The 25,207-nt window shown below is 55.6% G+C and carries 21 protein-coding genes; 10 read left to right on the top strand and 11 right to left on the bottom strand.

Annotated elements, in window-relative coordinates:
- Positions 1-7 precede the first annotated feature (7 nt).
- The 6 genes from ACN9MQ_RS11640 to pptA are packed head-to-tail and all read left to right on the top strand — an operon-like array spanning position 8 to position 4,033.
- Positions 8-517 carry a GNAT family N-acetyltransferase gene (locus ACN9MQ_RS11640; RefSeq protein WP_014170241.1) on the top strand — a complete coding sequence of 170 codons (510 nt, stop codon included), beginning with the start codon at positions 8-10 and terminating at the stop codon, positions 515-517.
- Positions 518-526: 9 nt separating this feature from the next.
- On the top strand, positions 527-1,453 hold the full coding sequence (locus ACN9MQ_RS11635) for an amino acid ABC transporter permease (RefSeq protein WP_073396907.1): 927 nt from the start codon (positions 527-529) through the stop codon (positions 1,451-1,453).
- Positions 1,437-2,210 carry an amino acid ABC transporter ATP-binding protein gene (locus ACN9MQ_RS11630; protein WP_014170239.1) on the top strand — a complete coding sequence of 258 codons (774 nt, stop codon included), beginning with the start codon at positions 1,437-1,439 and terminating at the stop codon, positions 2,208-2,210. Before ACN9MQ_RS11635 ends, ACN9MQ_RS11630 begins: the two co-directional genes overlap by 17 nt.
- 9 nt (positions 2,211-2,219) lie before the next feature.
- Positions 2,220-3,107: a transporter substrate-binding domain-containing protein gene (locus ACN9MQ_RS11625; RefSeq protein WP_014170238.1), complete on the top strand. Its 888-nt coding sequence runs from the start codon at positions 2,220-2,222 to the stop codon at positions 3,105-3,107.
- A gap of 40 nt (positions 3,108-3,147) precedes the next feature.
- A complete protein-coding gene (locus ACN9MQ_RS11620; protein WP_426021050.1) occupies positions 3,148-3,765 on the top strand; it encodes a glutathione S-transferase family protein in 618 nt (205 codons plus the stop codon).
- Between the two features lie 37 nt (positions 3,766-3,802).
- Positions 3,803-4,033, top strand: coding sequence for a tautomerase PptA (pptA, locus tag ACN9MQ_RS11615; protein WP_020884045.1), 231 nt, complete (start codon positions 3,803-3,805; stop codon positions 4,031-4,033).
- Positions 4,034-4,076: 43 nt separating this feature from the next.
- On the opposite strand, the gene ACN9MQ_RS11610 is transcribed toward pptA, so the two are convergent.
- A complete protein-coding gene (locus tag ACN9MQ_RS11610) occupies positions 4,077-4,376 on the bottom strand; it encodes an ArsR/SmtB family transcription factor (protein ID WP_014170235.1) in 300 nt (99 codons plus the stop codon).
- A 160-nt stretch (positions 4,377-4,536) separates the two neighbouring features.
- On the opposite strand from ACN9MQ_RS11610, the gene fusA reads away from it, so the two are divergent.
- Entirely contained in the window at positions 4,537-6,636 is a 2,100-nt protein-coding gene (gene fusA / locus ACN9MQ_RS11605) for an elongation factor G (RefSeq protein ID WP_221716285.1), read from the top strand.
- A 42-nt stretch (positions 6,637-6,678) separates the two neighbouring features.
- Here the strand turns inward: fusA and ACN9MQ_RS11600 are convergent, their stop codons facing one another.
- Positions 6,679-7,254: a flavin reductase family protein gene (locus ACN9MQ_RS11600; RefSeq protein ID WP_020884047.1), complete on the bottom strand. Its 576-nt coding sequence runs from the start codon at positions 7,252-7,254 to the stop codon at positions 6,679-6,681.
- A gap of 143 nt (positions 7,255-7,397) precedes the next feature.
- On the opposite strand from ACN9MQ_RS11600, the gene nhoA reads away from it, so the two are divergent.
- Positions 7,398-8,243, top strand: coding sequence for an N-hydroxyarylamine O-acetyltransferase (nhoA, locus tag ACN9MQ_RS11595; RefSeq protein WP_020884048.1), 846 nt, complete (start codon positions 7,398-7,400; stop codon positions 8,241-8,243).
- 42 nt (positions 8,244-8,285) lie between these two features.
- Here the strand turns inward: nhoA and narI are convergent, their stop codons facing one another.
- From narI to ACN9MQ_RS11565, 6 genes are all read right to left on the bottom strand, one after another.
- On the bottom strand, positions 8,286-8,966 hold the full coding sequence (gene narI / locus ACN9MQ_RS11590; protein ID WP_014170231.1) for a respiratory nitrate reductase subunit gamma: 681 nt from the start codon (positions 8,964-8,966) through the stop codon (positions 8,286-8,288).
- The gene (narW, locus tag ACN9MQ_RS11585; RefSeq protein ID WP_277492106.1) at positions 8,963-9,658 is read right to left on the bottom strand and encodes a nitrate reductase molybdenum cofactor assembly chaperone; all 696 of its coding nucleotides are present in this window, start codon (positions 9,656-9,658) and stop codon (positions 8,963-8,965) included. The genes narI and narW overlap by 4 nt, the downstream gene beginning before the upstream one ends.
- Positions 9,658-11,202: a nitrate reductase subunit beta gene (gene narH, locus ACN9MQ_RS11580; RefSeq protein ID WP_426021051.1), complete on the bottom strand. Its 1,545-nt coding sequence runs from the start codon at positions 11,200-11,202 to the stop codon at positions 9,658-9,660. The genes narW and narH overlap by 1 nt, the downstream gene beginning before the upstream one ends.
- The gene (locus ACN9MQ_RS11575) at positions 11,199-14,939 is read right to left on the bottom strand and encodes a nitrate reductase subunit alpha (protein ID WP_063156456.1); all 3,741 of its coding nucleotides are present in this window, start codon (positions 14,937-14,939) and stop codon (positions 11,199-11,201) included. Before ACN9MQ_RS11575 ends, narH begins: the two co-directional genes overlap by 4 nt.
- Positions 14,940-15,005: 66 nt before the next feature.
- Positions 15,006-16,391 (bottom strand): NarK family nitrate/nitrite MFS transporter, encoded by a 1,386-nt coding sequence (locus tag ACN9MQ_RS11570; RefSeq protein ID WP_025204128.1) that lies wholly within the window; start codon positions 16,389-16,391, stop codon positions 15,006-15,008.
- 206 nt (positions 16,392-16,597) lie between these two features.
- Positions 16,598-17,173 (bottom strand): TetR family transcriptional regulator, encoded by a 576-nt coding sequence (locus ACN9MQ_RS11565; protein WP_020884053.1) that lies wholly within the window; start codon positions 17,171-17,173, stop codon positions 16,598-16,600.
- A 116-nt stretch (positions 17,174-17,289) separates the two neighbouring features.
- Here ACN9MQ_RS11565 and ACN9MQ_RS11560 point away from each other — a divergent pair, with 116 nt between their 5' ends.
- The gene (locus ACN9MQ_RS11560) at positions 17,290-18,777 is read left to right on the top strand and encodes an MFS transporter (RefSeq protein WP_426021052.1); all 1,488 of its coding nucleotides are present in this window, start codon (positions 17,290-17,292) and stop codon (positions 18,775-18,777) included.
- 38 nt (positions 18,778-18,815) lie between these two features.
- On the opposite strand, the gene ACN9MQ_RS11555 is transcribed toward ACN9MQ_RS11560, so the two are convergent.
- The 3 genes from ACN9MQ_RS11555 to yddG all read right to left on the bottom strand — a co-directional run bounded on the left by ACN9MQ_RS11555 (position 18,816) and on the right by yddG (position 21,936).
- Positions 18,816-19,274 (bottom strand): GFA family protein, encoded by a 459-nt coding sequence (locus ACN9MQ_RS11555; protein WP_020884055.1) that lies wholly within the window; start codon positions 19,272-19,274, stop codon positions 18,816-18,818.
- Between the two features lie 79 nt (positions 19,275-19,353).
- Complete coding sequence (ompC, locus tag ACN9MQ_RS11550) at positions 19,354-20,427, bottom strand: porin OmpC (RefSeq protein WP_032678230.1); 1,074 nt, start codon at positions 20,425-20,427, stop codon at positions 19,354-19,356.
- Positions 20,428-21,057: 630 nt separating this feature from the next.
- Positions 21,058-21,936, bottom strand: coding sequence for an aromatic amino acid DMT transporter YddG (yddG, locus tag ACN9MQ_RS11545; protein ID WP_014170222.1), 879 nt, complete (start codon positions 21,934-21,936; stop codon positions 21,058-21,060).
- Between the two features lie 221 nt (positions 21,937-22,157).
- Here yddG and fdnG point away from each other — a divergent pair, with 221 nt between their 5' ends.
- A complete protein-coding gene (gene fdnG / locus ACN9MQ_RS11540) occupies positions 22,158-25,205 on the top strand; it encodes a formate dehydrogenase-N subunit alpha (RefSeq protein ID WP_426021118.1) in 3,048 nt (1,015 codons plus the stop codon).
- The last annotated feature ends 2 nt before the right edge of the window (positions 25,206-25,207 follow it).

Below are 25,207 nucleotides of genomic sequence, written 5' to 3'. Positions count from 1 at the left end.
AGGCGCTATGCGCGAGCATTTTCGGGACGTGTCACCAGAAGACGCCGATCTTCAGCCCATTATCGACGGATTATTCGGTGAATATGCCGCCCGCTATGGCGACTACTTCTCTAAAGACGCGGAAGTGGAGCTCACGGAGTGGTACCTGGCCCCGCAGGGGCTGTTTATTGTCCTTGAGCGTGACGGCGACATCATCGCCACCGGCGCGTATAAACCGTTTGATGAACGCACCGCTGAAATCAAACGAATCTGGACGCACAAGGCGCTGCGTCAACAGGGGCTGGCGGCCCGCGTCGTCCAGGAGCTGGAGCGTCGGGCGGTACAGGCCGGTTACAGCCAGATCTACCTCACCACCGGTTTTCGTCAGCCGGAAGCGGTCAGGCTCTATATCAGCCAGGGCTATCAGCCGCAGTTCGATCTGAATCGCGATCCGGAAGAGTACAGCCAGCCGCCGTTTGATGGCCGGCTGCGTTTCACCAAAACGCTGATCAGTGAAGCGTTCAGTAAAACAGCATGAGGAATGACGATGAGCAACGTTGAAACCATTAAGGTGGTCCCGGCGCGTTATCCGCTGCGGACTGTCGGTGCCGTGGTGGCGCTGTTTGTGCTTGCGGTGGTCATTCAGTCCGTGGCCTTTAACCCGCGCTGGGAGTGGTCTGTCTTTGCCCGTTGGTTCTTTGACCCGGTTATCCTCGAAGGCGTAGGGCAGACATTGCTGTTGACCCTGATCGGCACTGCGCTGAGCGTGGTCATCGGCGGCCTGCTGGCGCTGGCGAGGCTCTCTTCATCCTGGCTGCTGAGCAGCCTGGCCTGGGGGTATATCTGGCTGTTTCGTTCGTTGCCGCTGATTGTGGTTCTGATCATTCTCTATAACTTTTCCTATCTCTACGACACGCTCTCGCTCGGCGTACCCTTCACCGGCATTACCTGGGGTCGCTTCGAAACCATCAACGTGCTGGGACAGTTTTCCACCGCCGTGGTGGGGCTGACGCTGGTTCAGAGCGCGTATACCGCCGAGATCATTCGCGGCGGTTTTCTGGGGGTGGATCATGGTCAGTATGAAGCGGCGGCGGCGCTCGGTCTGCCAGCCTGGCGTCGCACGGTACGTATCATTTTGCCGCAGGCGCTACGCACGATTTTGCCGTCCGGATTTAATGAAATTATCAGTCTCGCGAAAGGCACGGCGATGGTGTATGTCCTGGCGATGCCGGAACTCTTCTATACCATTCAGATGATCTATAACCGCACGCAGGAGGTGATCCCGCTGCTGATGGTCGGTGCGGTCTGGTATCTGGTGATTACCACCGTGTTGTCTGCCATTCAGCATGTTGTGGAGCGCGGGCTTGCCCGCAGCGAACGTCGTTCAGCCGTTAATCAAAACCGGGTAGCCAGTCGCGTCCGTTCCGTATCCACCGCATCAGTACAGGAGCCCGTCCATGCAAACCTCTCCTGAAGGGCATATTTCGATTACCGGTGTCAGTAAGTTTTTTGGTCGCCATAAAGCGCTTGATAACGTCTCGCTGGAGATCCCACCCGGATCGGTAACGGTGATCCTCGGGCCTTCCGGATCGGGTAAATCGACGCTTCTGCGTACCATTAACCATCTGGAACGCGTCGACGAAGGGTTTATCCAGATTGACGGTGACTACATCGGTTACCGCCGTCAGGGTGACAAACTCTACGAGCTGAAAGAGAAAGAGATCCTCAAACAGCGCGTCAATGTGGGCTATGTCTTCCAGAACTTTAATCTTTTTCCGCATCTCACGGTGCTGGAAAACCTGATTGAAGCGCCCATCGCCCATAAAAAACTGAGTAAGAAAGAAGCCGTTGAAAGGGCATACAGCCTGCTGGATGTGGTCGGGCTGCGCGATAAAGCCGACGCCTGGTCGCGCCATCTCTCCGGGGGTCAGCAGCAGCGTATTGCCATTGCCCGCGCGCTGGCGTTACGTCCCCGGGTAATGCTGTTTGATGAGCCCACTTCAGCGCTCGACCCGGAACTGGTTGGCGAAGTGCTGGATGTGATTAAAAAGCTCGCCCGCTCGGGTACCACGCTGGTGGTCGTCACCCACGAGATCGGCTTTGCCCGGGAAGTGGCGGATCAGGTGGTCTTTATGGTCGACGGCAAAATTGTGGAGCAGGGCAGCAGTGACGACGTATTAACCCGTCCGTCGCACCCGCGAACGCGGCAGTTCCTGTCAAAAGTGCTGTAAGGAGTGCAGATGAAATATGCTTTTCTGGCCGGTCTGGCTTTTACGACCGCGAGCCATGCGGGTATCGATTTACACGCCAACGAGCAGCCGCTGCCGGTGACGGTAGATCGGCAGGCCGTCGCGAAGATCCCCGCGAACTATAAATTTGTTGAGCCGGGCACGCTCACGGTAGCGATCTCAGCGCTCAACTCTCCACCGCTGGCGCTGCTTGCCAGCGATAACCGGACGCGGATTGGCAGCGATCCGGATATTGCCCGCTTGCTCGCGGGCAGTCTGGGGTTAAAGCTGAAGCTTGTTCCCACGGCCTGGGAAGACTGGCCGCTGGGGATCAGCTCCGGACGCTATGACGTGGCGCTGGTGAATATTGCGGTGACCGAACAGCGAAAAGAGAAATTTGATTTTGCGACCTATCGCGTCGACTCACTGGCGTTTTCCGTGAAATCCACCAGCGCGGTCCAGGCGATTAACAGCGCAAAAGATCTGGCTGGCAAAAAGGTGATAGTCGGTTCCGGGACCAATCAGGAGCGCATTCTGCTGGGCTGGAATGAAGAGAACAAAAAAGCCGGTCGTGAGCCTGCGCTGCCGGTCTATCTGACCGATGATGCTTCCGGCAACCTCTATATTCAGTCCGGCAGGGCGGATGTGTTCTTCGGACCTCAATCCGTATCCGCCTATAAAGCGGCGTTGACCGGCAAAACGCGCGTAGTGGGTCTCGGGCCGAAGAGAGCCTATGTCGCCACGACGACCAAAAAAGGCAATGGCCTGGTTTATGCTTTGCAGGCTGCGCTGGAGGGCGCTATTACGCGTGGAGAGTACCAGCGGGTGCTGGCACGCTGGGGAGAAGAGGGCGAAGCGGTGACGCAATCCGACGTGAACCCGCCTGGGATAACCTATTAGTCGTGTCTACACTTAGGGTTTTCATCCCGGAGGGGGCAACATGATTAAACTCTATGGCGTACCCGGCTGGGGATCGGCAATCAGTGAAGTGATGCTGACTCTGGCAGACATCCCTTATCAATTTATTAACGTGGACGGGTTTGACCAGCCCGGCCCGCAACGTGAGTTGCTGAAAGCACGCAATCCGCTGTGTCAGGTACCCACGCTGGAACTGGAACACGGGGCGATCATGACCGAAACGGCGGCGATTGCCCTGATGGTACTGGACAGATGTCCCGATCTTGCGCCTGCCGTCGGCCAGGCTGAGCGGCAGCAGTTTCAGCGGTTGCTCATCTGGTTTGTTGCGAACGTTTATCCCACCTTTACCTACGCCGACTACCCCGAACGCTGGGTGCCGGATGCGCCGGAGCAATTGAAAAACAGCTGTATTGAATACCGAAAATCACTCTATCTGTGGTTTGACAGCCAGCTCAGTGCCACCCCTTTTGCACTCGGGGAACGGCTGACGCTGCTTGACGTCTACATCACGGTTGCACGCACCTGGGGGCCTCGCCATGCATGGTTTGCGGCGAATACGCCGAAGATAACGGCGATTGCGGATACCGTGTGCCAGCTGCCGGAACTGCACAAGGTGTTAAAGGCAAACGAGATAATCTGATAACGTGGAACTCACATTCATAACTGGAAGCCTGCATATGCCACACGTAGATATCAAATGTTTTCCCCGTGATTTGAACGACGACCAAAAAACCGCGCTGGCGGCGGATATTGCCGAGGTGATTACCCGTCATCTGAACAGTAAAGATCGCTCTATTTCGGTCGCCCTGAATGAAGTGCAGGAAGCCGACTGGAAAGCGCAGGTCTGGGATACCGAAATTGAACCCAACCTGGATCACTTAATTAAGAAACCCGGCTATTCAATGTGAGAGAGGGTCGGGCGGCGCGGAGTCGCCCGACACGACACACGCGTTACTTCGTCTGCAGCAATATTGCCATCAGCCCCGGAAAGCGGGCATCAAGATCGTCCCTGCGCAGTGATATCATATTTTCTCGCCCCTGCGGGCGCTGCCAAATCACGCCGCTGTCGCGCAAGACGCGCCAGTGATGGGTCATCGTCGATTTCACCACCTCGTCCGGGCGCAGCGCGTTACAGCTCAGTTCGCTGCCATCGGCCAGCCTGCGGATAATCGACAGCCGTAGCGGGTTACCGAGGGCAAAAAGTACATTTTCCAGCAGTATTTGTTCAGTTTCAGGGTGGTTCGGGATCATCGTTTTCCTGCGTCTGGTGTCAGATTGAGCTATATCAACAATAGGTCAACCGTAAAAAAATAGTTCGATAATACTCGTACAATAGGACTATTATAGCAAACGAACGAACACGCGACCATCCCGGTCGTCACAACGCAGTCTTAATGACTAAGGAAATATTATGCCCCGACCCATCCCTCTCGAACGTTATCGCAACATCGGTATCTCCGCGCATATCGATGCCGGTAAAACGACCACCACCGAGCGCATCCTGTTTTATACCGGTATGAGCCACAAACTGGGTGAAGTACACGATGGCGCGGCAACTACCGACTGGATGGCACAGGAGCAAGAGCGCGGGATAACCATTACCTCTGCGGCAGTCAGCTGTTTCTGGCCAGGTATGGACCGGGGCTTTGAACCGCACCGGATCAACATTATCGACACCCCGGGCCACGTGGATTTCACCATTGAGGTGGAACGTTCCATGCGTGTACTCGACGGCGCTGTCATGGTGTATGACTCCGTCGGTGGCGTGCAGCCGCAGTCGGAAACCGTCTGGCGTCAGGCGAACAAATATCATGTCCCGCGGCTGGCCTTCGTCAACAAAATGGACCGCCCGGGTGCGGACTTCTTCCGCGTCGTGCGAATGATGCAGGAGCGTCTGAAAGCGAATCCGGTCCCGATTGTTATTCCGGTGGGGGCAGAAGAACACTTCACCGGCGTGGTGGATCTCATCAAAATGCGTACCATTTTGTGGGACGATGCCACCCAGGGCATGGTGTTTACCTATGCTCCTGTGCCGGATGACGTAATGAGTACTGCGCAGGAATGGCGGGAAAAAATGGTCTCTGCTGCGGCGGAAGCCAGCGATGAGCTGATGGATAAATACCTGGAAACGGGTGATTTAGAGGAAGCGGAAATCATCAGGGGGCTGCGTATGCGGACCATCTCCGGTGAAATCCAGCCGATGCTGTGCGGCAGCGCGTTTAAAAATAAAGGCGTGCAACGCATGCTCGATGCGGTCATTGAACTGATGCCGTCGCCTCTGGACGTGCCCGCCATTGATGGTGTGGATGAGAATGGGCAGCATGCCGAGCGTCATCCAGACGACAACGAGCCGTTCTCCGCGCTGGCCTTTAAACTGATGAGCGACCCGTACGTCGGACAGCTGACCTTTATCCGCGTTTACTCTGGCGTGCTGCGCAAAGGCGACGCGGTGTACAACCCGGTGAAAGGGAAGAAAGAGCGCATTGGGCGCATCGTGCTGATGCATGCTAACGATCGCCACGAAGTGGATGAGCTGCGCGCGGGCGATATCGCGGCCTGCGTTGGGTTGAAAGATGTGACAACCGGTGACACGCTCACCGACCCGAACGCCGTCATTACGCTGGAGCGGATGGAATTTCCGGACCCGGTTATCTCGCTTGCGATCGAGCCGAAAACCAAAGGCGATCAGGAGAAAATGGGCATTGCATTGCAGCGCCTGGCAGCGGAAGACCCTTCGTTTCGTCTGCACACCGATGAAGAGTCCGGCCAGACAATTATCTCCGGGATGGGTGAGTTACATCTTGAGATTATCGTTGACCGCATGCGGCGTGAGTTCGGCGTTGAGGCGAACATTGGTCGCCCACAGGTCACGTACCGTGAAACCCTGCGTAAAGCGGTGAAGGATATCGAAGGGAAATTTGTCCGACAGTCCGGCGGTAAAGGGCAGTACGGCCATGTGGTGCTCAGTCTGGCGCCGTTAGAGCCCGGCAGTGGTTTTGTGTTTGAAGATGCCACCAAGGGCGGCGTTGTCCCGCGCGAGTATATTCCGTCTGTGGAGAAAGGCCTGCGCGAAGCCATGAACAGCGGTGTCCTGGCGGGGTATCCGGTTGTCGATGTGAAAGCGACCCTGACGTTTGGCTCCTATCACGAGGTCGACTCCTCGGAAATGGCGTTCCGCATGGCGGCGATCCTCGGCTTTAAAGAGGGCGCTCGCAAAGCGGACCCGGTGATTCTTGAACCGGTCATGCATGTCGAGGTGGAAACACCGGAAGAGTACGCCGGCAACATCATGGGCGATCTCTCTTCCCGCCGCGGCATGGTGCAGGGAATGGAAGAGCAGTACGGTAGTCAGATTATTCGCGCGGATGTGCCGCTGGCGGAGATGTTTGGCTATGCCACGACGCTGCGTTCGATGTCGCAAGGCCGCGCGACCTACACGATGGAATTCCATCATTTCGCGGAAGCACCGCGTAATGTTGCGGATGAAATTATTGCACGGCGCGCGAAGTAATTTAAAAGCCCTTTCCCTCGCGGAGAGGGCTTTTTTTATAGGCTATTTTTCCAGCGCCTTTACCATTTTCCCACTGGTCACAAACGTCCCGGCCCCCAGATGATGCAGGGTATTCAGCTTATCGCCGTCAAACTGCCAGCGTCCGGCGACAAACGCGCGTTCATCTGCGGCTGCCGAAACAACCTCACCAAACAGCGTGTCGTATTTTTCTGCGGCTGCGGTAACCGGGAGTAAACGACACTCCATCCACGCCAGGCATTTCTCTTCAATCACCGGCAGTCCGAGTACCGGACCTTGCACAACCGGGATCCCGTAGCAGTTGAACTTGTCTTCGTCGCGCCCGCTCACGCTGCCGACGGCGTAAGCCCAGTTAGCCGCTGCCACGCCGGGGATGACGATGCCGAACTTCCCACTGCGCTCAATCAGTTCGCGCGACCAGGTGCTTTTGTCCACCACAATTGCGATACGCGGTGGCTCAAACTCCACCGGCATCGACCAGGCCGCAGCCATGACGTTACGACGGTCGATAGACTCATCGCGGCTGGTAATCAGTACCGTAGGGCCATGGTTCAGCAGACGGCTGGCATGCTTTAATTCAACGGGACGAAACGCGCTCATGAACATTCCTCTCAGCAGGTATGCTGGCATTAAACGTCTGATGGGGAGCCGAAATCAAGATGCACCCGCAAAAAGCACTTTTGCGCATATGGAGGCCGGAAAATAGTTTATAAACAGGGAACATCACATCATGGAAGCGAATCATGTCCCCATTTCTGAGTGCTTATTTTGCCCGTACGGGCTGGCAACAGCCTGTTCAGGTTGACATCGACACCCTGCGGGCGCTGCATCTACACCACAACTGCGCGATCCCCTTCGAGAATATTGACGTCGTGATGCCGCGCGAAATCCATCTGGAAGATCAGTGCCTGGTCGACAAACTGGTGACGGCGCGTCGTGGAGGCTATTGCTTTGAGCAGAACGGCCTGTTCGAACGCGTTTTGCGTGAAGTGGGCTTTACGGTTCGCAGCGTGCTGGGCCGCGTGGTCTTAGCCAGTCCGCCACAGATGCCGCCGCGTACGCATCGTCTGCTGCTGGTTGAACTCAACGGCGAGCGCTGGATTGCCGACGTCGGTTTTGGCGGACAGACGCTGACGGCGCCGATTCGTTTGCTCGCCAACGAGGAGCAGGAGACACCCCACGGGCTGTACCGTTTGCTGAGCGAGGGCAACGACTGGATCCTGCAGTTCAGCCACCACGATCACTGGCAGTCGATGTACCATTTTGATCTGACAACACAGTATTTCAGCGATTACGTGATGGGCAACTTCTGGTCGGCGCACTGGCCGCAATCCCATTTTCGCCACCATCTGTTGATGTGTCGCCATCTGCCTGACGGCGGAAAGCTGACCCTGACCAACTTTAACTTTACCCACTGGCAGAAGGGGCATGCGGAAGAGCAGGTCCATCTTCCCGACGCGAACGCGCTGTATCAGGTGATGCAGTCACGGTTTGGACTGGGCGTAGACGATCCCAAACACGGGTTTTCGCTGGACGCGCTGACGGCGGTGATGGCCGGGTTTGATACACATCCTCAGGCCGGGAAATAGAACGGTGGCGCTGCGCTCAGGCGTAGCGCCACCCGGTAACACTCAGCGGCGCGATCTCACCACCTGATACCTGCGTGTTAAATACTCCACCGGCGCGCTCCAGACGTGTACCAGTCGGGTGAAGGGGAAGATCAGGAAAATGGTCATGCCCAGCACCAGATGGACACGGAAGATAAACGCCACGCCCGCCAGATGTTCGGACGAGCCACCGCGGAAGGTCACTACCGACTGCGCCCAGTCCACCAGCTTGAGCATCTCGCTGCCGTCGGGATATTTCGCGGAGAACGGTATGGTGGTGAGCCCAAGAATACACTGTACCAGCAAAATGCAGAGGATCAGGATATCTGCCGTGGAGGAGGTCGCCCGGATACGCGGGTTTGTCAGCCGGCGAATCAATAATCCCGCACCGCCCACCAGCGTAAGCACGCCGCAAACGCCGCCCAGAATCATCGCCATCAGCTGTTTCTGCGACATCGGCAGAAACCACGAATAAACCCAGTGCGGCGTCAGCATCCCGAAAAGATGTCCGAAGAAGATCCCCAGGATCCCGATATGGAACAGATTTGACCACAGCACCATGCCGCGCTTATCCAGCATCTGGCTGGAGGAGGCGCGCCAGGTATACTGCCCGTAGTCGTAACGCAGCCAGCTTCCCACCAGAAAAACTGTGCCGCACAGGTAGGGGTAAATATCGTAGAAAAAGACGTTCAGAAACTGGATCATTTTGGGCCTCCCGCACTGACGTCGACATACTGCGGGGCAACGTCCTGGCTAAAGCGTCGTTGATATTGCTGCATCGGTGAGGTATCACACGATGTGGCGTTGTCCTCGATAAACTTGACCTGTTCCTCTTCCCAGACGGCGTCCAGCGCCTGGCGGGTATCATCCCGTTTCTCGGTGGAAACCTGTTTCGCCACGCTGTCGCTGGTCAGACGCGTGCCCGCGAGCGTCAGGAGCGCATCGAACAGCTGATAATGCGCTACGCCGCGCTGCTTCAGGCGACCGCCAATCAGCGCCAGGATCGGCGCAACGTTGTGTAGCCCTTCGCGGGCCTCGTTGTCGGTGACGAGGCTGAGATACTCCAGGTAGAGCGGCAGATAGTCCGGCAATTCGCGACAGTCAAGCTGCAGGCCGGCTTTTTCGTACTGGCTCATCAGGTCGACCATCGCCTGGCCGCGATCGCGGGATTCAGCATGAACGTGCTCAAACAGCAGCAGCGAGGTCGCACGACCCCGCTCAAACACCTCGCACCATTCGGCCTGCTTATCCAGCAGCGCGGCATCCAGATGCTGGCGGGCAAAGGGCAGTAACGCAGGGAGATCCTGTTCTATCAGGGAAAGTGCTTCCTCGCGATTTTCCCATAATGTTTCATCGGGATACTCAATCAGCAGGGCGATGATTTTGAGGATCTGCATCACTCTCCCTCCCCGTGGTCGCGCACTTCGGTGATGTTGATGGCATCAATACGGCTGCTGTTAAAGAGGTTGAATTTGGTGTCGGAACCGTGGCACCCGTCGCCAAAGGAGAAGCCGCAGCCGTTGCGTTCCGGGAAGGCGTCGCGCGCCATTTCGCGGTGGCTGGTGGGGATCACGAAACGATCTTCGTAGTTGGCAATCGCCAGATAGGGGTACATCTCTTCGACCTGCTCAACGCTAAGGCCCACTTCTTCGATGGCGCGCGTATCGGTCACGCCTTCAACGGTCTGAGAGCGTTTGTAATGACGCATGGCCATCATGCGTTTGAGGGCGCGCAGCACCGGAGCAGGATCGCCCGCGCTGAGCATGTTGGCCAGATACTGCACCGGTATGCGCAGACTTTCGACCGCCGGTAACACGCCGTCGTTGAGCGGCAGGCCGCCCGCGTCCGCGTAAGACTGGATCGGTGACAGCGGCGGAACGTACCAGACCATCGGCAGGGTGCGGTATTCCGGATGCAGCGGCAGGGCCAGCTTCCAGTCCATCGCCATCTTGTAAACCGGGGAACGCTGGGCGGCGTCAATCACGTTCTGCGGAATACCTTGCTTGAAGGCTTCTTCAATGACCGCCGGGTCATGTGGATCAAGGAATACGTCACACTGGCGTTCATAGAGGTCGGTTTCATGTTCGGTGCTGGCCGCTTCTTCAATGCGATCCGCGTCATACAGCAGCACGCCCAGATAGCGAATACGCCCGACGCAGGTCTCCGAACAGACGGTTGGCTGGCCGGACTCAATGCGCGGGTAGCAGAAGATGCATTTCTCCGACTTTCCGCTTTTCCAGTTGAAGTAGATTTTCTTGTACGGGCAACCGCTGATGCACATGCGCCAGCCACGGCATTTGTCCTGGTCAATCAGCACAATGCCGTCTTCTTCACGCTTGTAGATGGCACCGCTCGGGCAGGTGGCCACGCAGCTCGGGTTCAGGCAGTGTTCACACAGGCGCGGCAGGTACATCATGAAGGTGTTTTCAAACTGGCCGTACATCTCCTTCTGGATCTTGTCGAAGTTGCGGTCGCGGGCGCGTTTTTCGAACTCGCCGCCAAGCAGTTCTTCCCAGTTCGGGCCGCCAACAATTTTGTCCATCCGTTTGCCGCTAATCAGCGAGCGCGGGCGGGCCGTCGGGAGGTGATCGCCTTGTGGTGCACGGTGCAGATCCTGGTAATCAAACGTGAAGGGTTCGTAGTAATCATCAATGCCGGGCAGGGACGGGTTGGCAAAGATTTTTGACAGCACGCCCACGCGCCCGCCGAGACGCGGCGTCAGCTTGCCGGTGATCCCGCGTACCCAGCCGCCTTGCCACTCCTCCTGATCTTCCCAGTTTTTCGGGTAGCCAATCCCCGGTTTGGTTTCGACGTTGTTGAACCACGCATATTCCATACCTTCACGCCCGGTCCAGACGTTTTTACAGGTGACCGAGCAGGTGTGACAGCCAATGCATTTGTCGAGATTCAGCACCATTCCAACCTGTGAGCGTATTTTCATTTTTTCGCCTCCTGTACCTGATCCCGACCTTCGCCATCCAGCCAGTTAATGTTTTTCATTTTGCGGATCATGATGAACTCGTCGCGGTTAGAGCCGACGGTGCCGTAATAGTTGAAGCTGTACGCCAGCTGGGCGTAGCCGCCAATCATGTGTGTCGGTTTGGGACAGACGCGCGTCACCGAGTTATGGATCCCGCCGCGACGGCCGGTGACTTCTGAACCCGGAATATTCAGGATACGTTCCTGCGCGTGGTACATCATGGTCATGCCCGGCGGGACGCGCTGGCTCACCACTGCCCGGGCGGTCAGAGCCCCGTTGGCGTTGAAGGCTTCGATCCAGTCGTTGTCTTCAATACCTAACTCTCTGGCATCGGTTTCGCTGATCCAGACGATAGGCCCCCCGCGTGACAGCGTCTGCATCAGCAAGTTTTCACTGTAGGTCGAGTGAATGCCCCATTTCTGGTGTGGCGTCAGGAAGTTCAGCGCCTTCTCCGGGAAACCGTTCGGCGGGATTTCGCGCATATGGCTAACACTTCGGGTATCAATCGGTGGGCGATAGGCCACCAGACTTTCCCCGAACGCGCGCATCCACGGATGGTCCTGATACAGCTGCTGACGACCGGAAAGGGTGCGCCAGGGAATAAGCTCGTGAACGTTGGTATAACCGGCGTTATAGGAGACATGCTCACTTTCAAGGCCCGACCAGGTGGGGCTGGAGATAATTTTCCGCGGCTGGGCCTGAATATCGCGGAAGCGGATTTTCTCATCTTCTTTGTTCAGCGCCAGATGGGTGTGATCGCGACCGGTCAGTTCGCCCAGCGCTTGCCAGGCTCGCACTGCCACCTGGCCATTCGTTTCAGGGGCGAGGGCGAGGATCACTTCAGAGGCGTCAATCGCCGTTTCAATACGCGGGCGTCCTTTTGCCGGGCCATCGAGCTTGACGTAGTTCAGCTTGCCAAGGAAATCGACCTCGCTCTGGGTATTCCATGAAATGCCTTTCCCGCCGTTGCCGAGTTTGTCCATCAGCGGGCCGAGTGATGTAAAGCGCTCGTAGGTTTCCGGATAATGCCGTTCGACCACCGCAATCGTCGGCGCCGTTTTACCGGGAATGAGATCGCATTCGCCTTTGCGCCAGTCCTGAATATCAAACGGCTGTGACAGTTCCCCCGGGGAGTCGTGCTGCAGCGGCTGCAGTACCACGTCCGTTTCGGTGCCAAGATGTCCGATGCACACCTCTGAGAAAACGCTGGCAATACCTTTGTAGATCTCCCAGTCGCTGCGGGATTCCCAGGCCGGGTCGACGGCAGCTGAAAGCGGATGAATAAACGGATGCATATCCGACGTATTCATGTCGTCTTTTTCATACCATGTCGCGGTGGGCAGCACGATATCGGAGAACAGGCAGGTGCTGGACATGCGGAAATCGAGCGTCACCAGCAGGTCAAGCTTGCCCTCGATGGCCTGAGTTTGCCACTCCACCTCTTCGGGCTTAACGTCATCCGTCGACCCTAAATCTTCGCCCTGGATGCCGCTTTCGGTACCGAGCAGGTATTTGAGCATGTACTCGTGACCTTTCCCCGAAGAGCCGAGCAGGTTAGACCGCCAGACAAACAGATTGCGCGGGTGGTTTTTACCGTTGTCAGGCTGTTCGCAGGCGAAACGTATGTCGCCCGATTTTAATGCCTGCACGGTGTACTCCTGCGGGGTCATGCCGGCGGCGTCGGCCCGGGCTTTAATGTGCAACGGATTGAGGTTTAGCTGCGGTGCCGAGGGCAGCCAGCCCATACGCTCTGCCCGGACGTTAAAATCGATCAGGTGACCGGTGAATTTTGTCGCGTCCGCCAGCGGAGAGAGTAACTCCTGTGCGGTCAGTTTCTCATAACGCCACTGGCAGGCGTGGTTGTAGAAGTACGACGTACTGTTCATCTGGCGCGGGGGACGGTTCCAGTCCAGCGCAAACGCCAGCGGCAGCCAGCCGGTTTGCGGACGTAACTTCTCCTGACCCACATAGTGTGACCAGCCGCCGCCGCTTTGACCCACGCAGCCGCAGAACACCAGCATGTTGATCATCCCGCGGTAGTTCATGTCCATGTGGTACCAGTGGTTCACCCCGGCGCCGAGGATAATCATCGACCGGCCGTGCGTTTTGTGCGCCGTGTCGGCAAACTCACGGGCAATTTTCTCTATCAGGTAAGCAGGGACGCCGGTAATTTGCTCGCCCCAGGCGGGAGTATAGGCTTTGATCTGGTCATAGCTGCCCGCCGCGTTGCTGTCTTCCAGACCACGATCGAGGCCGTAGTTAGCGAGAATCAGATCGTAGACGCTGACCACCCGTTTCTGGCTGCCATCGGCCAGCGTCAGGGTTTTACTCGGCACACGGCGCGTCAGGACCGGCTCCTGCTTGACGCTACGGAAGTGTGGATTTTCATTGCCGCCAAAATAGGGGAATGCCACCTCTGCCACGCTGTCGTGGGTAATCAGCAGCGAGAGGGTGAGCTCCGTTTCATGATCTGCCGCCAGCGGCGCCAGGTTCCATTTGCCTTTTTCGCCCCAGCGGAAACCAATGGACCCGTTCGGCACCACCAGATCGCCGGCGATATCAAAGGCGACGGTTTTCCACTCAGCATTATTGGTTTCTCCCAGCCCGTCCGTGAGATCAGAAGCCCGAAGCATCCGCCCCGGCACCACGCGGCCATCGGCCTGTTCGTCCAGCAGTACCAGCATCGGCATGTCGGTGTAGCGGCGACAGTAGTTGAGGAAGTACTCGCTGGGGTTGTCGAGATGGAACTCTTTAAGGATCACGTGACCCATTGCCATCGCCAGCGCGCTGTCGGTGCCTTGCTTGGGTGCCAGCCACTGATCGCTCAGTTTGGCGACCTCGGAGAAGTCCGGGGTGATGGCCACGGTTTTGGTGCCTTTGTAGCGGACCTCGGTAAAGAAGTGGGCATCTGGCGTACGCGTTTGCGGAACGTTAGACCCCCAGGCAATAATGTAGCTGGAGTTATACCAATCTGCGGATTCCGGCACGTCGGTCTGCTCGCCCCACGTCATGGGCGAGGCGGGCGGCAAATCACAATACCAGTCATAAAAACTGAGACAGGTGCCGCCCAGCAGAGAGAGATAACGCGTCCCGGCGGCATACGAGACCATCGACATCGCCGGAATCGGTGAAAAACCGGCCACGCGATCGGGACCGTAATGTTTAATGGTCCAGACGTTGGCGGCAGCAATCAGCTGGTTCAGCTCTTTCCAGCTGGAGCGGATAAATCCGCCGTGTCCGCGTGCCTGCTTGTAGCTCCGGCTCTTCTGCGGATCGTTCTGAATGGCATCCCAGGCCAGCACCGGATCGCTGTGTTGCGCCAGCGCGTCACGCCACAGTTCGATCAGCGTGCGGCGCACCAGCGGGTATTTCAGCCGGTTGGCGCTGTAAAGGTACCAGGAATAGCTTGCACCGCGCGGGCAGCCGCGCGGCTCGTGGTTAGGCAGGTCGGGGCGGGTACGCGGGTAGTCGGTCTGCTGGGTTTCCCAGGTAACCAGGCCGTTTTTGACGTAGATTTTCCAGCTACAGGAGCCCGTGCAGTTTACGCCGTGGGTGGACCGCACAATCTTGTCGAACTGCCATCGCTGTCGGTAGCTGTCCTCCCAGTCACGGTTGGTGTTGTACACCTGCCCGTGTCCATTGGCGAAGCTGTCGCCTTTTTGTTTGAAATAGCGAAAGCGATCCAACAGTTTACTCATGACATTTCTCCTGCTTCGATAGCCTTTTCGGAGAGGGCTGCCCACTCTCAGGCGAATGTGTAATTGTTATTGTTGTGAAGATTTGCGGCCATATACCAGCCAGGTCACCAGGACGCAGACGATGTAAAACACGAGGAAAACTTTCATGGCACCCACAGGCGAGCCGGTCATGGCCAGCGACGTGCCGAAGGCTTTCGGAATGAAGAACCCGCCGACGGCACCGATGGCGGAGATAAAGCCCAGCGCTGCCGCGGTTTCGGTCACTGCTTCATGCTGCGCCTGCTCGTCACTTCCCCCTTGTTGCTTCACGCGGGTGAGGGTGATTTGGCGGAAAATGATGGCAATCATCTGAAACGTTGACCCGCTGCCCAGTCCGGCGGTGAGGAACAGGCCCATAAAGACCAGATAGAAGGCGAGAAAACTGCCCGACCCGGAACCGGGAAGCGTCAGGAAAAGCAGGGCGCTGAAAAGCGCCATAAAGACGAAGTTAATCAGGGTGACGCGTACGCCGCCGAGTTTGTCTGAGATCATCCCGCCCGCAGAACGGGCCAGCGCGCCAATCAGTGGACCAAAGAAAGCCAGATGGAGGATATTGACGTCAGGAAACTGGGTTTTCGACAGCATGGCGAAGCCTGCTGAAAAACCGATAAACGAACCGAAGGTTGCCAGGTAGAGGAGGCTCAGGAGCCACAGGTGAAAACGTTTTAACACCGGTAGCTGGCTGGCAATCGTGGCCTTAGAGCTCGCGATGTCATTCATGCCGAAAAACGCCGCAATCGTGGCCAGCAAAAGAAGGGGCGCCCAAATCCACGCGGCATTGGCCAGCCACATCGTTGAGCCGTCATCCTGCGGCACGCCGTTTACGCCAAGAAAGGTGAACATGGGCAGGAAGATCACCAGCGGCGCGACCAGCTGCATTACGCTCACGCCCAGGTTCCCCAGCCCGCCGTTAATCCCCAGGGCGCTACCCTGTTTCGTTTTCGGGAAGAAGAAGCTGATATTGCCCATGCTGGAGGCGAAGTTAGCGCCGGCAAAACCACACAGCAGCGCGATGACGATAAAGATCCAGTAGGGAGTGGCAGTGTCCTGAATTGCGATCCCCAACCAGACGCAGGGAACAATCAGGATCACCGTGCTTAACACCGTCCAGTAGCGTCCACCAAAGAGAGGAACCATAAACGAATAGGGGACGCGCAATATCGCACCGGACAGGGAGGGTAAGGCTGTTAGCATAAAAAGCTGGTCGGTGGAAAAATTAAATCCAACTTTATTCAGATTGACCGCAATGGCACTAAATAACATCCATACGCAAAACGCTAATAACAGGCAAGCCACAGAAATTAAAAGATTTCTTCGGGCAATATGTTTTCCTTTATTTTCCCAGAATTGCGCGTTTTCGGGTTTCCAGTTGCTCAGCAGATAAGGATTATTCTTCTCACTTTGTTGTGACATGTCGCCCTCTTGCTTAACCATAAAAAGAAAAAATGGAGTAAAAACAGGTGGATGTCTGACAGTGTGTTTCTGGAATTATTGGATGGTTTGGGATACATCTGAAAGGATAGATAAAAAAGCGAATCCCTGAGCCGGGAGGGGAAATAAGGGTTCGCTTAATGTGTTACGAATTGTAAGTGAGGGCTGTTAATACTCATAAGTGAGTATTAACACAATTCCAGAGAGATTAATTTATCAAGATGGTTATTAAAGGCAGCGTCGTCCATCTCTGGGATATCTAATATATAAATGCCGTCCAGGCCACACACCAGACCAATTAAACGCCAGGCAATATTTTCTGGCCGATCGCCCGGGGTAAAATCTCCCGCGTCAGTGCCTGCTTTGATAAGGGCGACGGTCTCCTGGTGCCACATCTCCATGGTCAGTACATATGCACCCCTGATGTCCGTATCCCGGCTTGCCAGGATCTGCGCCTCACGCCACAGGCGAATATAGGGCTCAAACCGGCCATCATCGCTGCCGAGCATGGCATGTAGCTGCTGTCGCCAGCTGGCCTGCTTGCCGACCACATCCGCATCCAGCAGTTCACGGATCAACCGCACAAAAGCCAGCGATTTTAGCTCCCCGCCAGAGGTGAAATGATGGTGGACCTGTCCGGTGGCGACGCCGGCTTCGGCGGCAATTCGCCGTACCGTCATTGCGGAAAGTCCGTCAGAGAGCGCCACGCGCATAGCGGCCTGTAAAATCTCTTCCCGCCTTTCATCCTTGCTCAGATATCGCATTTTCACTCACTCTTAATGGGACTGAAACAAGTGTAACAAAAAGCTGGACACTCGTTCAACTTTACGTAGGATCGCAAGCTGGACATGTGTCCATGATTTAAAAGAAAAGGAAATTTATGTTTCGTCAGTGGATAGCGTTAGTCATTATCGTGCTGGTGTATATCCCGGTGGCGATCGACGCGACGGTACTGCACGTAGCGGCGCCGACGTTGAGTATGACGCTGGGTGCCAGCGGTAACGAATTATTGTGGATCATCGATATATACTCGCTGGTGATGGCGGGGATGGTGCTGCCGATGGGCGCACTGGGTGACCGCATTGGTTTTAAACGGTTGTTGATAATTGGCAGTACGCTGTTTGGCTTGTCATCGCTGGCAGCCGCGTTTGCGCCTTCAGCAGGATGGCTGATTGCTGCCCGCGCCTCGCTGGCGATTGGGGCGGCGATGATCATCCCGGCCACGCTTGCGGGGATCCGCACGTTGTTCGTTAATGCGCGCGATCGCAACATCGCGCTTGGGGTCTGGGCCGCCGTCGGTTCAGGCGGTGCGGCGTTTGGTCCGTTGATTGGCGGTATGTTGCTGGAGCATTTTTACTGGGGATCGGTCTTTTTGATCAACGTGCCGATCGTGGTCATCGTTGTTTCCCTTGCCGCGCGTCTGGTGCCTCGTCAACAGGGACGCCCGGAACAGCCGCTGAATATTGCCCATGCAATCATGCTGATTGTGGCGATATTGCTGCTGGTCTACAGCGCGAAAACCGCGCTCAAAGGGGTGCTTTCTCCGTGGCTGGTGGCAATGACGCTGCTCACCGGAGCGGTGATGCTGATGATCTTTGTGCGGATCCAGCTTCGCGCCCGCGTGCCGATGATCGACATGCGTCTGTTCTGTCATCGCATTATTTTAAGCGGTGTCGTGATGGCGATGACCGCCATGATCGCGCTGGTGGGGTTTGAGCTGTTGATGGCCCAGGAGCTGCAGTTTGTGCATGGCTTTACGCCATTTGAAGCGGGGATGTTTATGCTGCCGCTGATGGTTGCCAGCGGGTTTAGCGGGCCGATTGCCGGTGTGCTGGTCGGTCGTCTGGGGCTGCGGCTGGTGGCGGCAGGCGGAATGGGGCTGAGTGCCGTCAGCTTTATCGGTCTGTCGATGCTCGACTTCAGCACGCAGCACTGGCAGGCATGGAGTCTGATGGTGCTGCTGGGCTTCAGTGCCGCCAGTGCGCTGCTGGCCTCAACCTCGGCAATTATGGCGGCTGCGCCAAAAGAGAAAGCGGCTGCCGCAGGGGCGATTGAAACCATGTCCTATGAGCTGGGCGCAGGGTTGGGCATTGCCATTTTTGGTCTGCTGTTAACCCGCAGCTTCTCGGCGTCAATTGTCCTGCCGCAGGGACTGAGTGCGACGCTGGCCGATAAGGCCTCGTCATCGATTGGCGAAGCGGTAAACGTGGCGCAGAACCTGACTCCAGGGCTGGCGGAGTCGTTAATTGCGGCGGCAAAAACGGCCTTTATCACGTCACACAGCGTGGCGTTAGGCAGTGCTGGCGCAATGTTACTGGTGCTGGCGGTCGGGATTTGGTTTAGCCTGGCAAACGTACCGAAACAGTAAAAAACAGGCCCGGTGGCGCGATGCTTACCGGGCAACCCTCAGTGTGCGTCATGGGGAGTCAGCAGGCAGCGCTTGTCGTGTGCTTCAATTTCGGTGCCGCTAAAGCGCGCGTATTGCCCGGTCAGGCCGAAGAATGCGGGTTGCGTTTCTGTATAGATTTCAGCGGCAAGTATCAGACGGCGACGTTCGTCTTCGCTCATCTCAAGCTGCGTCCAGGGAATGAAATAGCGCGTCGTTGAGCGTGCGGTCAATGTGAACCACAGCGGGCAACCACATCCGGGACAAAACCAGCGTTCGCCGCGCGCAGATGACGTGAAATGAGAAGGGGCTATCGACTCTTCTTCCACAAGCGGTTGACCCTGCGCTTCCAGATACATGGCCATTCCCCCCGACCATTTCTGGCACTGGGTACAGTGGCAGGCATAGACGTCGAAATTGTTGAGGGAAACGCTGAATTGGCTCATCCCACACAGGCAGCGTCCTTTGAAAATATGCATGGCGTGCTCCTTTATTACGCCAGTCAAACCGAATAAAAAAAGCCAGCCACGAAGGCTGGCTTTTTTATACTAACAAATCTTAGAACTGGTAGGTCAGACCAACAGCAACGATGTTGTCGGTAGCAACGCCAGCTGCTTTAGTGAAGCTGCTGTCGTCAACCAGGTTGATTTTGTAATCAACGTAGGTAGACATGTTTTTGTTGAAGTAGTAGCTCGCGCCAACGTCAACGTATTCAACCAGATCCTGGTCGCCGTAAGTACCAATGTCTTTACCTTTGGATTTCAGGTAAGCAATGGATGGACGCAGACCGAAGTCGAACTGGTACTGAGCAACCACTTCGAAGTTCTGCGCTTTGTTAGCGATGAAACCGCTACCGAAGTTGGTCATGTTACGGGTTTCAGAGTAGGTGGTTGCCAGGTAGATGTTGTTGGCATCGTACTTCAGACCCGCAGCCCATACTTCCGCGTTTTCGCCGCCTGCATTCAGATTGCTTGCAGCAGCAACCTGACGGTCAGTACGGTCAGATTTCGCGTAGGTAGCACCTACACCGAAGCCTTCGAATTCATAAGTAGAAGACAGACCCCAGCCGTCACCGTTCGCTTCGGTGATGTCGTTACGGTCGTTTTTACCCTGGTACTGAGCAGCTACGTTCAGGCCATCAACCAGACCGAAGAAGTCGGTGTTACGGTAAGTTGCAACGCCAGTCGTACGGCCAGTCATAAAGCCATCAGTCTGAGTCCAGGTATCACCACCGAATTCTGGCAGAACGTCAGTCCATGCGCCGATGTCGTAAGCAACACCGTAGTTACGACCGTAGTCGAAAGAACCGAATTCGTTGAATTTCAGGCCCGCGAATGCCAGACGGGTTTTGTTGCCGTCAGAACCCTGAGATTCAGAGCGGTTGCCTTTGAACTCGTATTCCCACTGGCCGTAACCGGTCATCTGGTCGTTGATCTGAGTTTCACCTTTGAAGCCCAGACGAACATAGGTTTTGTCGCCGTCGTTGCCAGCGTCATCAGAGAAATAGTGCAGACCTGTTACTTTGCCGTACAGATCCAGTTTGTTACCGTCTTTGTTAAAAACTTCAGCCGCGTTTACAACGCCTGCTGCCAACATGGAAGTCACTGCCACTGCAACTAATTTAAGTTTCATCTTAAATATTCCTTATAATTTTCTTCAGTATTTCCTGGGCCACTTTGAACGATTTCTAAACGAGGCTAATCATCAATGGCATGCTATTTTTAAGAATCTTGTAGCAGGGTTTCAATAATAAGTTTCAAAATATTAGTAATAATTTCAATTAGTGTGATCCGGATCGGATAAATTGCGGCTGTAACGAATGAGATGGTGGGGATTTGTGCATTTTTTGATGAATTATTCAACAAAACCATTGGCCGAAATATAGTTTTCAGCCGTTTTAGTTTCTTTTGTTAATTGTCGGTATTTTCTGTCTTTCTGCGCATTTGATATAAATGTCATTTGTTTAAAATCAGTGGGTTAACTATTTCATTATACGGGATAATCGTTGTTGGACATGAAACACACAGAAACACACTATTGCACTTTGTGCTATATACATTGTTAATATTCGCAAGGGATTAATAACGTAACGGTGTCAAGTTATGTCAATAAAAGACGACGGGGATTTACGAAAGGGCGGTAATATAAACAAAATCTAAACGGCTTTTCTAACGCGCCGATCATTATTTTGACGCGCGATCACATATTAAATTTATGTTAATTCCCGCCGGGCGATTATGGACCCGGCAGAGAAGAGCGATATTATTTTCGCGTGGCGTACCAGCACAACAATGACCCGGCACAAACCATTAATGCGCCTTGCCAGAAAGAAAACGAGAGGGGGGAATTCAGCAATACGGCAGCAAGTGCTGCTGAGAGTACAGGCGTGAAATAGGATACCGCTGCGAGTACCGTGACGTTGCCATGAAGAATACCGATATTCCATGCCGCATAGCCAAACCCCAGTGCGACGCTGCACATGATGAGCTTCACGACCACCGGGAGAGTAAACACCATTTGCGGCTGTTCGCTGAACGCATATTTCACCCACAGACTGAGCGCGGTGAGCAGCACGAAAAGCGTTATCCCGTTTTGCCCGTTGGCAAACTTACTGGTGACGGTGCAGTAAGCCGCCCAGATAAAAGCCCCGGCGAACGCCAGCGCGTAGCTGAGCGGGCTTGAGATGACATTACGCATGATGTCATCAAGATGTAGCCCTTGTTCTCCGCCTAATACCCAACAGACGCCCAGCAATGAGACGGCTAAGCCCGGGATCACCCACAGGGTGGACCGTTGGCCGTTAAATAAAATGGCAAACACAATCGTCAGGCTTGGCCAGAGATAATTGACCATTCCCACTTCGATAGCCTGGGAGCGCGTTGCGGCATAGCCTAACGACAGGGCGAGGCAAATTTCATAGCTGACAAACAGCACGCTGCCGGCAATAAGATACCGGGGTGAAAACCGTCTGATATCAGGAAATCCTACCGTCACCAGGCATAGTAATCCGCTGAGGGTGTATATCATTGCTGCGCCTCCCACCGGTCCCAGCCCCTCACTGACGCTACGAATGAGGCCAACCATGGTGCTCCACAGCAGTATCGCCGCCAGTCCCGTGAGCGTTGCTCTCTTTCTGTCCATAACCCTGCCATCGCTATAAAAATCAAAGGAAAAATTTATAGCATTAATCCTCCTGCCATCGCGAATTATTCTCTTAAGTCTTTAATCAAAAAGAGGTATTTAAACTCCGTGGGGGTGACTATTAAGGGGGTGAAGACAAGTGACCTTGATTTGACGCAAAAAAAACAGGGGCTTTACTGCTAGTTTGCGGCGCGAAGTCTTAAATGAAAACGAGGACAACAATGGACGTCAGCCGCAGACAATTTTTTAAAATCTGCGCGGGCGGTATGGCCGGAACAACAGCCGCAATGCTGGGATTTGCACCCAAAATGGCGCTGGCTCAGGCACGCAACTATAAACTGCTGCGCGCTAAAGAGATCCGTAACACCTGCACATACTGTTCCGTAGGTTGTGGGCTTTTAATGTATAGCCTGGGCGATGGCGCGAAGAACGCCAAAGAAGCGATTTATCATATTGAAGGGGACCCGGATCATCCGGTGAGCCGTGGCGCACTTTGTCCGAAAGGGGCGGGTCTGCTGGATTATGTCCACAGCGAAAACCGTCTGCGCTATCCGGAATACCGTGCGCCAGGATCTGACAAATGGCAGCGTATCTCCTGGGGTGAGGCGTTTTCCCGAATCGCAAAACTGATGAAAGCTGACCGCGACGCCAACTTTATCGAAAAGAACGCGCAGGGCGTTACGGTGAACCGCTGGCTGTCGACCGGCATGCTGTGCGCGTCCGCGGCAAGTAATGAAACCGGCATGCTGACGCAAAAATTTGTGCGTTCCCTCGGCATGCTGGCGGTAGATAACCAGGCGCGCGTCTGACACGGACCAACGGTAGCAAGTCTTGCTCCAACATTTGGTCGCGGTGCGATGACCAACCACTGGGTTGATATTAAAAACGCCAACGTCGTGATGGTGATGGGCGGTAATGCCGCTGAAGCCCATCCGGTGGGTTTCCGCTGGGCGATGGAAGCGAAAAACAATAACGATGCGACGCTGATCGTTGTCGATCCGCGCTTTACGCGTACGGCATCGGTGGCGGATATCTATGCGCCTATTCGCTCCGGTACGGACATTACGTTCCTCTCGGGCGTTCTGCTGTACCTGATTGAAAACAATAAAATTAACGCTGAATACGTTAAGCATTACACCAATGCCAGCCTCCTGGTACGGGATGATTTTGCCTTTGAAGAGGGGTTGTTCAGCGGTTATGACGCGGAAAAACGGCAGTACGATAAATCGTCCTGGAACTACCAGTTCGATGAAAACGGCTACGCCAGACGCGATGAGACCCTGAGCCATCCGCGCTGCGTATGGAATTTGCTGAAACAGCATGTTTCCCGCTATACGCCGGACGTCGTGGAGAATATCTGCGGTACGCCAAAAGCAGATTTCCTCAAGGTGTGTGATGTACTGGCCTCTACCAGCGCCGCCGACAGAACCACGACGTTCCTGTATGCGCTCGGCTGGACGCAGCATACCGTCGGTGCGCAAAACATCCGCACCATGGCAATGATCCAGCTGTTGCTCGGAAACATGGGGATGGCCGGCGGTGGCGTGAACGCCCTGCGCGGACACTCCAACATTCAGGGCTTGACCGATCTGGGCCTGCTGTCGACCAGCCTGTCAGGCTATCTGACGCTGCCGTCTGAAAAGCAGACTGATTTGCACAGCTATCTGGCGGCCAACACGCCAAAAGCGACGCGTGCCGATCAGGTGAACTACTGGAGTAACTATCCGAAGTTCTTCGTCAGCCTGATGAAGTCGTTCTATGGCGATGCCGCGCAGAAGGAAAACGACTGGGGCTTCGAGTGGTTGCCGAAATGGGACCAGGCCTACGACGTCATTAAGTATTTCAACATGATGGATAAGGGCAACGTTACGGGCTACATCTGCCAGGGCTTTAACCCGGTGGCGTCATTCCCGGACAAAAACAAGGTCGTTCGCAGCCTGAGCAAACTGAAATACATGGTGGTTATCGATCCGCTGGTGACCGAGACCTCCAACTTCTGGCAGAACCACGGCGAGATGAACGACGTCGATCCTGCATCGATTCAGACCGAAGTGTTCCGCCTGCCGTCCACCTGTTTTGCAGAAGAAGACGGGTCGATTGCCAACTCCGGCCGCTGGCTGCAGTGGCACTGGAAAGGCCAGGATGCACCGGGTGAAGCGCGTAACGATGGCGAAATCCTGGCCGGGATTTACCATCGTCTGCGTGAAATGTATCGCACCGAAGGCGGAAAAGGCGCTGAACCGCTGCTGAGGATGAGCTGGAATTACAAACAGCCGGACCATCCTGAATCCGAAGAGGTCGCCAAAGAGAATAACGGCATTGCGCTGGCGGATCTGTATGACGCGAACGGCACGCTGCTGGCGAAGAAAGGTCAGTTGCTCAACAGCTTCGCGCTGCTGCGGGATGACGGCACGACCGCGTCGTCATGCTGGATCTACACCGGTTGCTGGACGGAACAGGGTAACCAGATGGCGAACCGCGATAACGCTGACCCGTCAGGGCTGGGCAATACGCTGGGCTGGGCGTGGGCATGGCCACTGAACCGTCGCGTGCTGTACAACCGTGCTTCTGCGGATATCAACGGCAAACCGTGGGATCCGAAACGGATGCTGATCGAATGGAACGGCAGCAAATGGACGGGTAACGATATTCCGGACTTCAGCACCGCCGCACCGGGCAGTGAGACCGGGCCGTTTATCATGCAGCCGGAAGGGCTGGGACGCCTGTTTGCCCTCGATAAGCTGGCGGAGGGGCCATTCCCGGAACACTACGAGCCAATGGAAACGCCGCTCGGAACCAACCCGCTGCACCCGAACGTCATATCCAGTCCGGTGGTGCGTATCTATGAAGAGGACGTCCTGCGTTTAGGCAAGAAGGACAGGTTCCCGTATGTCGGGACAACCTACCGCCTGACCGAGCATTTCCATACCTGGACCAAGCATGCACGGCTTAACGCCATTGCCCAGCCGGAACAGTTTGTGGAGATCAGCGAAACGCTGGCGAAAGCGAAGGGTATTGCCAACGGTGACCGCGTGAAGGTGAGCAGCAAGCGCGGCTTTATTCGCGCGGTTGCGGTGGTTACGCGTCGTCTGCAGGCGCTGAACGTGCATGGTCAGCAGGTGGAAACCGTCGGTATTCCGCTGCACTGGGGCTTTGAAGGGGTGGCGCAAAAAGGCTACCTCGCCAATACCCTGACGCCAAACGTCGGCGATTCCAACTCGCAAACGCCAGAGTACAAAGCGTTTCTGGTCAACATCGAGAAAGCGTAAGG

It is taken from the genome of Enterobacter sp. R-25 (assembly GCF_049913205.1).
Lineage (GTDB): Bacteria > Pseudomonadota > Gammaproteobacteria > Enterobacterales > Enterobacteriaceae > Enterobacter > Enterobacter ludwigii.
Note: the sequence above shows the minus strand (reverse complement) of the source record. Positions and strands in the feature narration are given on the sequence as shown.